The sequence below is a fragment of the Janthinobacterium sp. PSPC1-1 genome, from assembly GCF_049897625.1.
Classification (GTDB): domain Bacteria; phylum Pseudomonadota; class Gammaproteobacteria; order Burkholderiales; family Burkholderiaceae_D; genus Janthinobacterium; species Janthinobacterium tructae.
In genome coordinates this window covers 233645-249510 of record NZ_JAFCWP010000006.1, presented here as the reverse complement: position 1 = coordinate 249510, position 15866 = coordinate 233645, and the positions used below count along the sequence as shown (strand labels likewise).

Annotated in this window: 11 protein-coding genes (1 of these 11 cut by a window edge); 1 reads left to right on the top strand and 10 read right to left on the bottom strand. The window is 61.5% G+C overall.

Features of this window, described 5'->3' with window-relative positions; translation table 11 throughout:
• Positions 1-10 precede the first annotated feature (10 nt).
• The 6 genes from ACP7EG_RS19940 to ACP7EG_RS19915 all read right to left on the bottom strand — a co-directional run bounded on the left by ACP7EG_RS19940 (position 11) and on the right by ACP7EG_RS19915 (position 6649).
• The gene (locus ACP7EG_RS19940) at positions 11-928 is read right to left on the bottom strand and encodes a helix-turn-helix domain-containing protein (protein ID WP_096234693.1); all 918 of its coding nucleotides are present in this window, start codon (positions 926-928) and stop codon (positions 11-13) included.
• A gap of 14 nt (positions 929-942) precedes the next feature.
• The gene (locus ACP7EG_RS19935; RefSeq protein ID WP_426089003.1) at positions 943-2424 is read right to left on the bottom strand and encodes a mannitol dehydrogenase family protein; all 1482 of its coding nucleotides are present in this window, start codon (positions 2422-2424) and stop codon (positions 943-945) included.
• On the bottom strand, positions 2424-3473 hold the full coding sequence (locus tag ACP7EG_RS19930) for an ABC transporter ATP-binding protein (protein ID WP_426089002.1): 1050 nt from the start codon (positions 3471-3473) through the stop codon (positions 2424-2426). Before ACP7EG_RS19930 ends, ACP7EG_RS19935 begins: the two co-directional genes overlap by 1 nt.
• A 23-nt stretch (positions 3474-3496) precedes the next feature.
• Positions 3497-4315, bottom strand: a complete 819-nt coding sequence (locus ACP7EG_RS19925; protein ID WP_071078291.1) for a carbohydrate ABC transporter permease — start codon at positions 4313-4315, stop codon at positions 3497-3499.
• A gap of 10 nt (positions 4316-4325) precedes the next feature.
• Entirely contained in the window at positions 4326-5186 is an 861-nt protein-coding gene (locus ACP7EG_RS19920; protein WP_071078292.1) for a carbohydrate ABC transporter permease, read from the bottom strand.
• Between the two features lie 152 nt (positions 5187-5338).
• On the bottom strand, positions 5339-6649 hold the full coding sequence (locus ACP7EG_RS19915) for an ABC transporter substrate-binding protein (protein WP_096234690.1): 1311 nt from the start codon (positions 6647-6649) through the stop codon (positions 5339-5341).
• A gap of 310 nt (positions 6650-6959) precedes the next feature.
• Between ACP7EG_RS19915 and ACP7EG_RS19910 the strand changes: the two genes are divergently transcribed.
• Positions 6960-8228: a maltoporin gene (locus ACP7EG_RS19910; protein ID WP_426089001.1), complete on the top strand. Its 1269-nt coding sequence runs from the start codon at positions 6960-6962 to the stop codon at positions 8226-8228.
• A gap of 75 nt (positions 8229-8303) precedes the next feature.
• On the opposite strand, the gene ACP7EG_RS19905 is transcribed toward ACP7EG_RS19910, so the two are convergent.
• The 4 genes from ACP7EG_RS19905 to ACP7EG_RS19890 form a co-directional block, all read right to left on the bottom strand.
• Positions 8304-10634, bottom strand: coding sequence for a chitinase C-terminal domain-containing protein (locus ACP7EG_RS19905; protein WP_426089000.1), 2331 nt, complete (start codon positions 10632-10634; stop codon positions 8304-8306).
• A gap of 102 nt (positions 10635-10736) precedes the next feature.
• Positions 10737-12146 carry a glycoside hydrolase family 19 protein gene (locus ACP7EG_RS19900; RefSeq protein ID WP_426088999.1) on the bottom strand — a complete coding sequence of 470 codons (1410 nt, stop codon included), beginning with the start codon at positions 12144-12146 and terminating at the stop codon, positions 10737-10739.
• A gap of 290 nt (positions 12147-12436) precedes the next feature.
• Positions 12437-13279, bottom strand: coding sequence for a sulfotransferase family protein (locus tag ACP7EG_RS19895; protein ID WP_426088998.1), 843 nt, complete (start codon positions 13277-13279; stop codon positions 12437-12439).
• A gap of 154 nt (positions 13280-13433) precedes the next feature.
• On the bottom strand, positions 13434-15866 hold the 3' end of the coding sequence (locus tag ACP7EG_RS19890; protein ID WP_426088997.1) for a YDG domain-containing protein. The gene runs 7350 nt beyond the window's last position; the window shows 2433 of its 9783 coding nt (coding positions 7351-9783); its start codon lies off the right edge, out of view; the stop codon is at positions 13434-13436.

The window sequence follows — 15866 nt, the reverse complement described above, 5'->3', positions numbered from 1 at the left end:
TCAAAAAACCTCAGGCGCCAAAACGGCCCAGCGCCTGCTGGCGAAACTCCTTCGGCGTCATGCCTTTCAATTCCAGGAAGCGCCGGTTGAAGTTGGCCACATTGTTAAAACCCGCCTCGTAGCAGATGTTGCTGACGTAGCGCTCCGTCTCCATCAGCAACTGGCACGCCTTGTTGATGCGCAGGCGGTTGACGAAGTCCGTGAAGCTGTTGCCCGTGGCACTGCGAAAGAAGCGCGAAAACGTCCGCTCAGGCATGTCCACCTGCTCGGCCAGCTGTTTCAGCGAAAACTGGCTGCTGTAATTGTGCACGATGAAGTTGATGGCTGAACTGATGCGCGCCAAGGCCACGTCGTCATCGCTCGACTGCATCGGCACCGTCGACAGCAATTGGTAGTCGCTGATCTGCGCCAGTTCGCCCAGCAGGGTCAGAAACTCGATGAAGCGCGGCAGGCCGCTGCTGTCGCGGATACGCTGAAAGCGCCGCAGCGACTGCTCGCTGACGCCGAAAAATTCCACGCCATGCAGGGCGCGCTGCAGCAGCGGAAAAATCCCTTTTAACTCAGGAATGGCGGCCGCCATCGACGCCAGCGGCGCGTGCGAAAACTGGAGCACCATGTCGCGCAGGGCCACGCCTTCGGGCGGCGTGTCGAGCGAGACCCAGTTGTGCGGCACGCGCGGCCCCGTCAGCACCAAATGACCGGGCGCGAACTGGCCGATATAGTCGCCCACGAAGACCTTGCCGCTCGTCTCGACGATCAGGTGCAGCTCGTACTCGTCATGATAATGCCAGCGCACCAGCGCATTCGGAAAGCCGTGCTCCAGGTAGCGGATGAAACCGAAACTGCCTTTCGGCTCGAAGCCGGGCGTGGCATCGCGCTGCTGTTCCAGCTCCATCTGCGGCAAGACAGCATCGGCTTTGCGTGGCATGGCGCGCCCTCCCCTCAAGCCACGCTCTGTGCCAGCGCCGCGCGCGCGCCCAGCCCATACAGGCTGGCCAGCGCTTCGCCCACTGCCTGCGTTAACGCTGGTGTGTCGCAAAGGTCGCCGAACAGCTCGCGCAAGGACAGCAACGGCGCGGCGTCCGAGCCGCCCTGCAGTGCCAGCGCGCGCAGGCGCGCCGCATACGGGTCGTTCAGGGGCATCTCGCGCCCCTGCTCGTCGTGGCCTTCCAGGTAGCGGAACCAGCACGCCACCGTGAAGGCCAGCAGCTTGATGGCGCTGCCCCGGGCCAGCGCTTCGCGCACGGATGGCAGCACGAATTTCGGGATGCGCGCCGAACCTTCCGTGCCGATGCGCGCCAGCTGGTCGCGCACGGCCGGATTCGAAAAGCGCTCGATCAGGGTAGCCTTGTACCGTTCCAGATCGATGCCTTCCACGCTATCGAGCAAGGGCGTGACCTCGTCATCCATCATGCGCCGCACCAGCAGGCGGATGCCAGGGTCAAGCATCGCTTCATGTGCAAACGTGTAACCGAGCTGCATGCCGATGTAGCACAGGGCCTGGTGGCTGGCATTCAAGAGACGCAGCTTCATCTTTTCATACGGCAGCACGTCGTGCGTCATCTGCGCACCCACCTTTTCCCAGGCCGGGCGGCCCTGCGGGAATTCGTCTTCGATGACCCACTGGCGGAATGGCTCGCACACGACGGGCCAGGCGTCGACGATGCCGAAGCTGTCACGCAGCAGCGCCCGGTGTTCATCCGTGGTGGCCGGCGTGATGCGGTCGACCATGCTGTTGGGGAAGCTGCCATGCGTGGCCAGCCAGCGCGCCAGTTCCCCGTCGCGCAGGGCGACAAAGGCCAGCAGCATCTTGCGCGTCACGTCGCCATTGTTTTGCAGGTTATCGCAGGACATGATGGTAAACGGCGCCAGGCCCCGCTGATGGCGCAGGGCCAGCGCAGCGGCCAGGTAGCCGAACGAGCAGCGCGGCGCATCGGGATGCGCCAGTTCATGCACGATATCGGCATGATCCGCGTCAAACTCGCCCGTGCCCTGGTTGACGTAGTAGCCGCCCTCGGTGATGGTCAGCGCGACGATGCGCGTGCCGGGGTCGGCCAGTTTTTCCAGCACGACCTGCGGCTCGTCGGGCGCATACAGATACTCGCCGACGCTGCCGATGATGCGCGCCGAGTCGCCGGCCGCGCTGCGTTCGACCACCGCATACAAGCCGTCCTGCGCCCGCATGGCGTCGCGCATGGCCGCGTCATGCGCCAGCAAGCCCACGCCGCAATAGCCCCATTGCGCGTGTTCCTGGCCGGGCAAGGCCAGCAAGTCGTCGAGGTACACGGCCTGGTGGGCGCGGAAAAAGCCGCCCACGCCGATATGCACGATGCTGGCCACGAGCGTCTCGCGCGCGTACGCGGGCACGGCCACGTTGGCCGGCAACTGCGCCAGGTTCACCTGGTTCAATGCGATGGCGTCCATTACAGCGCTCCTTTCGCCGCCGCATAGGTCTTGCCGGCGCGGTCAAAATAGTGGACGAAGCCCGGTTCGAACGTCAAATGCGTCTGCTGGCCCGGCTGCAGGCTGCTGCGTTCGGCGCCGCGCGAGACCACCTGCACATTGTTCGGCAAGCGCACATAGGTCAGGGTTTCCACGCCCAGGGATTCGACCAGGTCGACGGTGACGGGCACGCTGCCCGGCTGCGCCGCACCCAGGTGCACGTGTTCGGGGCGGATGCCGACAAAACCGTCGACCTGGGCCGCGCTGCCCGCCTGCGCCAGCAACTGAGGCGCCGCGTCGGCCGGTACCACGTTCATGCTGGGCGTGCCGATGAATTGCGCGACAAAGCGGTTGGCGGGATGGTCATACAGTTCCAGGGGCGTGCCATGCTGCTCGATCTGCCCGTCGCGCAACACCACCACCCTGTCAGCCAGGGTCATCGCTTCAACCTGGTCATGCGTCACATAAATCGTGGTGGCGCCCAGCTCGCGGTGCAGCTTGGCGATCTCGATGCGCGTCTGCACGCGCAGGGCCGCATCGAGGTTCGACAGCGGTTCATCGAACAAGAACACTTTCGGGTCGCGCACGATGGCGCGGCCGATCGCCACCCTCTGGCGCTGGCCGCCCGACAATTCTTTGGGCGTGCGTTCCAGGTATTTTCCCAGGTCGAGGATGGCGGCCGCCTTGTCGACTTTCTCGCGGATGATGGCGGGATCGACGCCGGCCAGTTTCAAGGCAAACGACATGTTCTGGAATACCGTCATGTGCGGGTACAGCGCGTACGACTGGAACACCATCGCCAGGTCGCGCTTGGACGACGGCACGTTGGTGATGTCGCGCCCGTCGAGCGACAGCTTGCCGCCGTCGATCGGCTCCAGGCCCGCGATCAGGCGCAGCAAGGTGGATTTCCCGCAACCTGACGGCCCCACGAAGACGACGAACTCGCCCTGCCGGATCTCCAGGTCGATGCCCTTGATGGCGCGGTGCTCGCCAAAGAATTTTTCGATATTGCTCAGTTGAAGGTAAGCCATGATGTGTGTCTCTATTCTGTAGTTTATTTGACTGCGCCAAAGGTCATACCCTGGACCAGTTGTTTTTGGCAGAACCAGCCCAGCGCCATGATGGGCGCAATGGCCATCAGCGATGCGGCCGACAATTTTGCCCAGAACAAGCCTTCCGGGCTGGAATACGAGGCAATCAGCCAGGCCAAGGTGCCCGCGTTGGACGCGCCCAGGTTCAGCGACCAGAACGATTCATTCCACGACCACACCATGCACACCAGGGCCGTGGAAGCGATGCCGCCCACGGACAGGGGCAGCACGACGTGGCGGAATTCGTCCCACACGGTGGCGCCATCCATGCGCGACGCTTCCAGAATTTCGCGCGGCAGCTCCTTCATGCTGGTGTACAGCAGCCAGATCATGATGGGCAGATTCATCAGCATGAACATGATGGTCAGGCCGATGCGCGTATCGAGCAGGCCGAAGTACTGATAGCAGATATAAATCGGCATCAGGGCACCCACGCCGGGCATGTAGCGCGAGCTGAGCATGAATTTCAGCAAACCGATGGTGCCGCCCGTGGGAAAGAAGGCCATCGAATACGCGGCCGGGATGGCGATCAAGAGGCCGATGGCGGTGGAGACCACGCTGGTAAACAGCGAGTTCCACGCGTAACCGAAGTAATTGTCGCGCGCCAGCACTTCGCGGAAGCTGTCGAGGGTCGGCGTGAAGAACAGCAGGGGCGGCGTGGAAATGGCTTGCCCTTCCGTCTTGAAAGCCATCAGGCCCAGCCAGAAGATGGGAAAGAACAACAGCAGCGCGCACAGCCAGGCGGCGGCCGTGCGGCCATACAGATTGAATTTGCTATGCATCAAGGTCTCCTTATTTCGACAGATTCTTGCCGATGACGCGCATCAGGAAGAAGGCGGCGATGTTGGCAATGAGCACGGCGAACAGGGCACCGGCCGAGGCCGCTCCCACGTCATACGACAGCAGCGCCTGCTGATAAATCATGAAGGTGATGGTGGTCGTGTCGAAACCGGGACCGCCGCCCGTGGTGGTGAAGATTTCCGCGAAGATCGACAACAGGAAAATCATCTCGATCATCAGCACCACCGAGACGGCGCGGCCCAGGTGAGGAATGTAGAGATAGCGCAACTGCTGCAGGTAGGTGGCTCCATCCATGCGCGCCGCTTCCAGCTGCTCGCGGTCCATCGATTGCAGGGCCGTCATGAAGATCAGGCAGGCGAATGGCAGCCATTGCCACGAGACCATCATGATGATGGAAAACAGCGGGTGGGCCGACAGCCAGTCGACGGGCGTGGCGCCAAAGAAGATGCTGATTTGCGCGAACAGGCCGTAGATCGGATTGAGCAGCATGTTCTTCCACATCAGGGCGTTCACGGCCGGCATGACGAGAAACGGCGAGATCAAGAGCACGCGCACGATGGCGCGCCCGGGGAATGCTTCATTGATCAGCAAGCCCAGCGCCGTGCCCAGCACTACGGTGATCAGCATGACGGAAAACAGCAAAGTAAACGTGTTCTGCAAGGCCGGCAGGAACGAGGCATCGGTAAAGAAAAAATGGAAATTGGCCAGGCCATGGAAAGGATGGCCGCTCGGATCGAGCATGGAATAGCGCACGAACGCGTAAAACAGGGTAATCAGCAGCGGAATGACGGAAATGACGGAGACGGCGACCACGGCCGGCGTCAGCAAAGTCCGGGGGATAATGCGTTTCATAATGTTCTCTTGGGACAGGTGAACCGATAACCCGCAAAGCTAAAGTGCCGGGGTCGGACCCTGAGGGGGAATGCGGCCCAATGGGACGCATTCCGATCCGAAGGACCGACCCCAGATTTATGCCGTTGGGGTACGCAAACTATGCAGCAGGCCTACTTGTAATACCCGCCCTTGCGCATCTCACGTTCCGCCGTCTGCTGCGACAATTCCAGCGCCTGGTCGACCGTCACCTTGCCCAGCAGCGCCGCCGCCATTTGCTGGCCGGCCGCCACGCCGATCACCTGGAATTCCGGGATGGAAGCGAATTGCACGCCCACGTACGGCGACGGCAGCATGGTGCTTTGCACGGCGCGCGTGGTGGCCAGGGCCTTGCCTTCGGCGGCGGCAAATTTCGCCACTTTCTGGAACTCGGGGCTGGCATACGTCGACTTGCGCGTGCCCGTCGGCACGTTGGCCCAGCTCGTTTCCCTGGCCACCAGTTTCACGTAATCGGGCGAGGTGGCCCAGTTGATGAAGCGTTGCGCTTCATTCGGGTGTTTGGAACTGGCGGGAATCGCCAGCGACCAGATCCACAACCAGTTGGCGCCCCGCTCCGTCACGCCGATGGGCGACTGGGCAAACGCCACCTTGTCGGCCACCTTGCTTTGCTTGGGATCCGTGATGAAGGAGGCGGCGATCGTCGCGTCGATCCAGATGCCGCACTTGCCCTGGTTGAACAGCGCCAGGTTTTCATTGAAACTGTTGGCGGCTGCGCCCGGCGGGCCGTATTTCTTCATCAGGTCGACATACATGGTGACCGCGTCCTTCCACGGCTTGCTGGTAAATTGCGGTTTCCACTGCATGTCGAACAGCTGGCCGCCATAGGAATTGGCCATGGTGGTGATCAGCGCCATATTGTCGCCCCAGCCCGGCTTGCCGCGCAGGCAGATGCCGTACACGCCGTTGGCCGGATCGTGCAGCTTGGCGGCCACGTCGCGCAACTGGTTCCAGGTGGGGCGGTCTTCGATCGTCACGCCGGCTTTTTTGACCAGGTCGCTGCGGTACATGATCATCGAGCTTTCGCCATAGAACGGCGACGCGTACAGCTTGCCATCGCCGGAGAGGCCTTCTCGTATAGCCGGCAGCAAGTCGTCGATATCGTATTTAGCGTCCGGCTTGATGGGGATCAACCAGTTTTTCTTGCCCCAGATGGGCGTTTCATACAAGCCGATGGTCATCACGTCGAACTGGCCGCCCTTGGTGGCGATATCGGTGGTCATGCGCTGGCGCAAGACACCCTCTTCCAGGGTCACCCATTTGAGCTTGATGTCGGGATTGGCTTGCTCGAAGAACTTGCTGAGCTTTTGCATTTCGATCATGTGGCCGTTGTTGACGGTGGCGATGACCAGGTCGGTGGCGGCAATCGCGGACGAGGCGAAGCAGAAGGCGCCGGCGCACAGCGCGGCAATGGCGGAACGTTTCATTGTGTGTCTCCAGTGTTTTTTGTCGTTGGCAATGCTCAGGTACTTAGCACCACGACCACAATGTAGCACCGGACTTTGATACTTTCTGATACTCCAAAACCGCAATTCGATACTCTTTTGCAGACCCGCTATGCACCAGAGTATCGATATTGAGTAAAAACAACACTTTGAAAGAAAGTATCGTCACTTGTACGTTTTGTATCGGCCTGGTTAAAAAAGCGCTGCTAGACTTGGTTTTCGGCATTAGACCGTATGCGCTGGCCGTCCTCTTGGGCACCAGCGCTACCACCTACATTTTTCTGGAGACCGCATGAATCGCACTGCATTGAAAACCTTACCTGCCCTGCTCCTGGCCATCGCCAGCGCTTCCGCCATCGCCGACCCCATGTACCCAAGTGATGCCGAAGGCTTCCATGGCTACCTGCGCGCCGGCGCCGGCAGCAATACGTCGGGCGACGGCGGCTCGCAAGGCTGCTTCGGCCTGGGTGGCAATACCATGAAATACCGTCTGGGCAATGAGTGCGACGCCTACACGGAATTCGGCTACACCAAGTCCGTCGCCAAGTCCGGCGGCGTGAACTACCTGGCCACCATCTGGGTCAACGCTTACGCGCCAAACTCCGATTTCGGTGACAACAAACTGGGCATCGTCAAGGCCTACGTCGAAGCGCAGGGACTCGACTTCCTCAATGGCGGCACGGCCTGGATCGGTAAACGCTTCTACTACCGTCCTGACATCCACATGCTGGATCTGCAGTACATCAACATGAACGGCACGGGCGCCGGCCTGGACCGCATTCCTGCTGGCCCGGGTAAATTCTCGTATGCCTTCTTCAAGGACAACGACATCAAGATCGCGTTGCCGAACGGCGGCGTCAACACCAAATCGGCCGTGCGCCAGAACTTCATCTTTGGCGAGATTCCCGTCAATGAAAACGGCACCCTGGACCTGGCCGCGACCTACATCATCGGCGAAGGCAAGGACGACGTCCTCACGGGCAAGCGCAATAACGGCTGGCAACTGTCGGCCTTCCACCGTCAAGGTAAAGTATTCGGCGGCGGCAACACCTTTGGCGTGCAGTACGGCGTCGGTCCTGGCACCGGCAATGGCGCGCAGTTCGGCGCTTCGGGCGACACCAATTTCGGTTCGGACGTGAAACGCACGCGCATCTTCAATGACATGGCGATCCAGCCGATGGCCAATTTCGGCATGGAATTCGTCGCCCTGTGGCAAAAAGACGAGTCGAACGCCAAAGGTTCCTCGACCTGGACCTCGGTCGGCGTGCGTCCTGTGTATGCATTCACCGACAACTTCAAGCTGGTGGGCGAACTGGGCACGGACAGAGTGACGCAAGCGGGTGGCCAGCCGGCCAAGCGCCTGACCAAGCTGACCATCGCGCCGACGATCTCTGCAGGTCCTGGCCTGTGGTCGCGTCCTGAACTGCGCGCTTTCGTGACCTACGGCAAATGGAACGATGCGGCTACCGCCTCGGTCAACGCGTCGAACAACGGCGGCCCGATCTACAACAACAATACCAGCGGTACCTCGTACGGCTTCCAGGTGGAAACCTGGTTCTAATACCAGGCTGCGGTAGAAACTAAAAAGGGCGGAACCGAGGTTCCGCCCTTTCCTGTTTACCCTACCGGATGCAACTTACGGCAGCGCCACCGGCAATTCCGGATACTCCTGCGTCAATGCATACTTGGTGCCTCCCACGGTGACCGTGTAGTTGGCCGGTCCCGAGATCGGCAGGCGGTAATTCAGGGTCAGCGCCACGGAGCCGCCCGGAGCCAGCGATTGCCAGGCGGGAATCGCAAAGCGGGCGCGGTTGTAGTTCTTCGTAAAGCCGCCGATATTGTTCGGTCCCGTGTAGCCGGCATTGATCACCGTCAAGCCGAAGCCGGACTGGTCGCTCATGTCCGATGGCGCCGAGACGGGATAGTCGAACTCCACCACGGTGCCGCCCGGCAAGGTCGACGTGGTGTTGTTCTTCACCGTCATCACGGGGTTGATGGGAAAGTTGTTGTCGCCCAGCTTCCAGCCGCCCAAAGTGATGCTGACGTTGGCCGCCGTGGCCGGCATGGCGATTTCGGCGCGCTTGTTGCCGTACACGCCAGCCGTGCGGAAGGCCTGGTACAGCACGTCCGTCAGGGTGGTGCCCATGAAGTACTCGCCCTTGCCGCCATTGCGCGTGGCATCCCAGGCATAGTCGCCCGCCAGTTCCCAGATCATTACGCCACCGATATTGTTGTTGACGATGTACTGGGCCTTGGCCGCGATCGATTGCGTGGTTTCCGTGGAAAGGAACACTTTTTTGGTCGCATTCCACAGCCACGGCGCCACCATGGTGCTGCTGTAGTACGGCACATACGTGCCCACCAGCGCCTTGTCCGTGACTTTATACGCATCGAGGTAGCTTGGCACGATGCCGTTTTGCAAGTTCAGCGCATGCCAGATGGGGTTGCCGCCACCGGGCGTGGGTTTGCCTTGCGAGTCGAGGTCGTACCACACGTTGTCGATGCCGGTGGCGCCCATGCCGCAGGTTTTCACGCCCGCGCAGGTGACGGTGGAATTGGTCAGCGCCGTCGTTCCCCACAGGCCGTTGGTGCCGCCCGTCACATCCTTCCAGCCCCGCGTGTAGAACGGCACGCCGATATTGATGCGGCCCGCCTGCATGGCGCCCCGGTAGTAACGATACGCCCAGTCCGTGTTCAGGTAGCCGATGTTCTGGTACTGGTAAGCATTGCCGGCACGCAATTCGCCATCGTTGCCATCGTCAAACAGCGCCGCGTTCGGTCCCACATACTGGTTCCACGCGCCGTGCAAGTCATACGACATCAGGCTGGCGTAATCGAGATATTTCAAGCCCGACATGTTTTCCTCGCCACGCAAGACCCAGCCCGAGGCGGAGCCGGCAATGGTGAGCAGATAGTATTTATTGTCCTGCACAGCCGCTTCGTCGAGCTTCTGGCGCAGCACTTTCAGCAGCACGTTATAGCTCGTCATCAAGCCGGCCAGGCGCGGTTTCGAGACGGCGAAATCGTTCGGATTGCCCGCTTCATTGTTGGTGGTCGGATGTTCGTAATCGACATCGACGCCATCGAAGAAATTGTATTGGCGCACGAAGGCCACCATGGAATCGGCCAGGGTATTGATGCCGGCCGTGTTGATGCTGCCGTCCGCATTCGTCGTGGCCGTGTAGAAGCCGCCGCTGCCGGCCCAGCCGCCCACGGAAATCATCAGTTTCACGCCTGGATACTTCTTCTTGTATTGCGCCAGCAGGTTGAAATGGCCCTGGTATGGCAAGGATGGGTCCATGGCCGCCGCCGGCACATTGGGCCAGGTGAGGCCCGTATCGGGATTGGCCGCGCCGCTGCCGATGGCGATTTTCGAGGTGGCCGGGTTGACGGAAGCAAACGCATAGTTCAGGTGGGTAATCTTGTCCCACGGCAGGTTGTTCACCAAGTAAGTCGGACTGCCATCGACGCCCGTGCGCCAGCTGGCGAAATAGCCGACGATGCGCCGGTTCAAGCCATTGCCCAACACTTCACGGCCATTCACATCGTACACCTTGCAATACGGCACATTCGGCACGGCCGAGATCAAGCCGTCCGGACGGCAAGCCGTGGGCGTTGGTGTCGGGGTTGGGGTTGGTGTTGGTGTTGGTGTTGGTGTTGGTGTCGGCGTTGGTGTCGGTGTCGGTGTCGGCGTCGGTGTCGGCGTCGGCGTATCCGTCACGGCCCATGGTCCCCACTGGTCGGTGGCGCTGGGGACATTGCCCTGCGTCCACCACTTGGCCTTGTAGCTGACGCCCTGGTACAGCACGCACTGTCCGCCCGTATAGACGGTGGCGGCATCCCAGACGGCGCACGCTTCCACGGTGGCGAGCAAGGTGTTTGGCGTGGCCGTCGTGCCTTCCTGGCCGCCGCCGCAAGCGACGAGCACGCCGCTGAGCAAGGCCATCAATAATGCATTCGATTTCATGAGGTGTCTGTCTCCGTTATGGTTATACATCGAGAGCTGTTGCAGGCCCCTATGGGGGCTCTTGTCAACTGTGATCCCTGGCCGGCTTTCCTGCGCTTGCTGTTACTGCAACTTCACATTCCAGTTGGCTTCCACGCATTTCACGTAGTTTCCGGCCAGCAAGGCGCTGTACGGCGTCTGATAGCTGACCAGCTGGCATTGGTTCTCGCCACCCGCGCTCCAGTTCTTTTCCCAGTAGATGTTGTAGGAAGCGGAACTGGCCGGGGTGAAGCGCTGCATGTTGGCGCACGACAATTGTTCGCCTGAATAATCCCAGCCCATGTCGGTGGCAAATTGCTTGTAGTAATCGATGCGGTTTTGTGCGGCCTGCTTTTCCGTGCCCTGCCCGCACTCGGCATTGATGATCATGATGGTGGTGGCAAAGTTATTGCCCGCACCGGCTGTCGTATCGGCCGCGTTCGGCACCCAGGTGCCGTCGAGCACGTGCAGCATCGACGGTTTCGGCGGTTGCGGATAGACAAAGAAGAACGTGGCCGAGGCCAGGTTCAGCCAGGTCGAGGCGACGAGGTCCGGGTTTTTCAGCAGTACCGTTTGATCGCCGTCATGCATGGCTTGCGAAAACGGACCGTAGTTGTAGTTGTACGACAGCTGCTTGGCGCCGCGTCCAAAGTACTTTTTGAAGCTGCCATCGGCGTTCTTGCCGCAGGTCCATACCTTGTTGAAGACGGGATCGGCGCACTCGATGTTGTAGCCGCAGCCGGCGCCCGTCTCGTCGCAGCCCAGCTCGCGCAGATACTTCAAGCCCTGGCGCCATTGCGGCAGCGGGCTGCTGGCGTTATGGTCACCCGTCTCCTGCCCGAAGTGGGCAAACATGGTGGCCAGGCTGTGGCGGCAGATGGCATCCGCATTGCGCCCGTCGCTGTAGTCGTCGCATACGGCGGGGAACTTGGCCACCGCTTGCAGGAAGCGCTGGTAGGTGTAGCTGGCGTCGCGCGCGGCAAAATAGTAATCCCACTTCGCCGCCGGCAGCAGGCGTTCGACGCGCTTGACGTTGAGCGGATTGCCGGCCAGCCCAGGCTGCACGGCTTCGACGGTCGCATTGCCCAGGGTGCGGATCGAGGCCTTGACCTTGCGGAAGAAATCATTGTTCGTCAGCGCCGCCTCGTTCGCCTCGGCCTGGGCCTTGGTGGGCACGCCTGGCGTGGGTGTCGGTGTCGGTGTCGGTGTCGGGGTGGTGGAATCCAGGCTCCACGGCCCCCACTGGTCGTTGCCCGGCGCCGTGCCCTGCACCCACCATTTGGCCCGGTACACCTTGCCGTCATACACGGCGCACTGGCCCGCCGTGTAGACGGCGCTGGCGCTCCAGGCCGCGCAACTGTCGCTGGCGATGGTCGCGGCCAGCAGGGTCGATGGGGGTTCGGTGGGGGAATTGCCGCCGCAAGCGAGCAGCGCGCTGCCCAGCAGGCCAGCCATGAATGGCGTGGCCAGCCGGCTTGATTGCCGTGTTTTCACATTGTCTCCTGAACGTTATACGAAAACTATCGAAGTAGCTTTTTATGTTGTACGTAAAGAAAGCGCAGCGCAGCATCGGCTTTCTGCACAGAGAATGCGACGCCGGAAATTGGTAGTCAAGTGGTTTTATATAACGGTGTTTTTTACAATACCAGTGACTTCAGACGGTACGGCTACGGCGCGACAAGCGAAGAGTGAAGGAGAGAGAGAAAAGCGGAGTTTGCAGCAAAACCGGCAATACCGCACCGGCAGCGGTGCCGCAAGTGGTATTAACACTGCCGCAGGTGTTTTCAGGCCGATGGCGTTGCCGCGCGCTGGTGTTGCGGATAATACAGGTCATAAAACCAGCCGTACGCCTCCTCGATTTGCGCCTGGATGCGCGGCGGTATCGCATGCGGCCTGGGCGCGCTGATCGTCGCCTGCTGGCGGTGCGTATACTTCATGCGGTAATGGCTGTCGCTTTCCTGTATCCCCACGGCCAGATTATGCGGATCGATCTGCCATGGCGCCAGGCCCAGCCACGCATACAGGTGCGACATGCATTCCACCGGCCGCGCCATCAAGTCTTCGAAACGCACGAAATACAGCTTTTTCTGCACCTCGACTGGCAGGTCCAGCACGGCGTGCAGGGAGCTCAAGGGCGCGCCTATGGTGCGATCCTTGGCAAACAGCATGTCGGCACGGCCCAGACGGTCGAAATCGGCCAGGTGGTCGACAAAGTCGAGCAGGATGGTGCGCTGGTGCTGCGCTTCGATGGAACCATATACCTGGCCCAGTTCGCGCACGCAGACGATGACTTTCGCTTCCGGCGCCAGTTGCAGCAGCATCTCCACGCAATGCAGCCAGGCGCGGTTCTTGTCCACCACGCCCTGCTTGCCGCAATCCTGGTACCAGCCGCGCAGGAAGCCCTGCATGGCTGTTTTCAGATGGCCATAGCTGGCGTCGAAACTCGTATCGAGCTGCGACAGGAAAAAAGAATCGTCGCTGACCATGCGCCGCATGCCCAGCAAGGCGTTGCACAGGGGCGAGCTATTGCCTTCGCAATGCAGGTCGGGATGCTGCGCCAGTAACTGGCACAGCAAGGTGGAGCCAGCGCGTGGCAAGCCGGCCACGCCGATGAAATGGGATGTCATGCGATGGTACTTTCTGTTCAACGCTGCTCTTCTGACGGAAAACAAGGATGGTGCAGCCATTATAAGAGTGATGCGATGAAGCGACGGCATAAAAAATGCCGCTTCGAAACACGAAGCGGCACTCCGACGCCACCATAGGGTGACGCAGCGGGCTTTACTGGCTTTCCTGGCGCGTGTTGCCGCCAGCTTCGACCGGCAAGCGCAGGCCGCTGTCGACCACGCTCAGGCGCAGGCCTGGCAGGACATTGCTGACGACATTGCCGGCCAGTTGCACCACCGGCGCGCCGCCTGCGTTACCCTTCTCTCCCTCGCGCGGCGCCTCCTGCGTGGCGGCGGGCTTGCCTGGTGCCGCCTCGCCACTGACGATCATGTCTGCCTGCACCATATTGCCCTGCGATGGTGCCACGGCAACGGCCGCGATCACGCTGGCGACTGCGCTTTGCAGCGCTTCCGTCGGCTTGACTTTCAGCACGCCGTCCACATAGTTCAAGGCGTAGTTGTTCGACGCCTGGCCCGATGCCGATACCAGATAATTGCCGGCCACGGATGCCGTCGTCGCCGGCGTGCTGAACGCCAGGTTGCCACTCACTTCGGCGGCCACCGTGTCGCCACCGAGCAGGCCGCTGTAGCCGGCGCTGAAGTCGGGGTTGACGCGTCCCTGGTCTTTTTCAGTGTTATCGACTTTGACCGTCAGCGCTGCCTGCGAGATCGTGGCCGTGGTGCTGGCGCTGGTGTTGACCACGTAATTGCCCGCATCCGTGCCGCTCAGGCTTATGCCTGCCACCGTCACCGTCTTGCCCACACCCGCATTCTTGTCGCTGAAACTGGCGCCATTGCTGGCAATACTCAGCTGGTCATTACCGATGCGGTTGTCGCGCAAGGAGACGGCGGCATTCGTGGTGGCGTCATACACTTTGTTGACGCCGCTGGCGCTGACCGTCAGGGCGGCTGGCGTGATATCGGCCGTGGTGCTGGCCTGACTGCTGGCCAGCACATAGTTGCCCGCATCGGCACCGGCCAGGCCCAAACCGCTGATGGCCACGGTCTTGCCCAGCGCCGCATTCTTGTCGCCGAATGTGCCAAGGACGGGGCCGCTGCCCAGGCTCAAGGCGTCGCCAGCCACCATGCCATTGAAGCTGGTGCCCGCCAGGTTCAGGCTGGCTACCGTGCCACCGTCATACACCTTGTTCGCAGCCACGATACCGGCAATGGCGCTGATGGACGCGGGCGTGATGCTGGCAGTCAAACCGGTCGGGTTGAGCACCGTATAGTTGCTGGCCGAGCCAGTGCCGTCGAGCAGGGTGGTGCCGCTGACCGTGACGGTTTTCGCGTTAGCCACGTTCTTGTCGCTGAAGGCCGCTGTCTGGCCAGCGATGGCCAGGGTTTCGCCGCCCACCAGGCCGAGCAAGCTGCCACCAAGCAATTGCGCTACCGCATTGCCATCGTAGACCTTGTTGCCCGCCACCTGGCCCGCCACCGTCAGGGCTTTCGGCGTGATATCCGCCGTGCCACTGGAGGCATTGCTGGCCAGGATGTAGTTGCCGGCGTCCAAGCCGCTCAAGGTGATGCCGCTGACCGTCACAACCTTGCCCGTGGCCACATTCTGGTCGCTGAACGCGCCGTTGCCGGCCAGCGTCAGGCTATCGCCGTTCACCTTGCCATTAAAGGTGGCCGCGCCGTTCAGCGTGGCCGTGGTCATGCCATCGTAGATCTTGTTGTTCACGCCCACGTCCGTCACGCCGCTGATGCTCGCCTTGCCGATATCGGCCATGCCGCTGGATGCATTGCTGACAAGATTGTAGTTACCCGCGTCCGCGCCACCGAGGGTGATACCGCTGACCGTCACCGTCTTGCCCGTGCCCGCATTCTTGTCGCTGAATGCGCCGCTGCCGTCCAGCGTCAGGCTATCGCCGTTCACCTTGCCATTGAAAGTGGCCGCACCGTTCAGCGTGGCCGTGCTCAAGCCATCGTAGGTCTTGTTGTTGACGCCCACGTTCGTCACGCTACTGATGGACGCCTTGCCGATATCGGCCCGCACCCCGCTGGCATTGCTGAAGGCGTAGTTGCTGGCCAGGCCAGTGCCGTCCGTGACCGTCGCGCCCGTGACATTGACCACCTTGTTGCTGCCCGCGTTCTTGTCGCTGAAGGCGCCTGTCTGGTTCGCCAGATTCAAGCTCAGCGTTTCCATGCCGACCAAGCCGCTCAAGGCGCCGCCCGACAGCGCAGCCTGCTGCGTGCCGTCATAGTCCCGGCTCGCCGCCGTCACTCCCGTCACCGTCAACGCTTTCGGCGTGATATCGGCCCGCACTCCGCTGGCATTGCTAAAGGCGTAATTACTGGCCAGGCCAGTGCCGTCCGTGACCGTCGCGCCCGTGACATTGACCACTTTGTTGCTGCCTGCGTTCTTGTCGCTGAAGGCGCCTGTCTGGTTCGCCAGATTCAAGTTCAGCGTTTCCATGCCGACCAGGCCGCTCAAGGCGCCGCCCGACAGCGCAGCCTGCTGCGTGCCGTCATAGTCCCGGCTCGCCGCCGTCACTCCCGTCACCGTCAACGCTTTCGGCGTGATATCGGCCCGCACTCCGCTGGC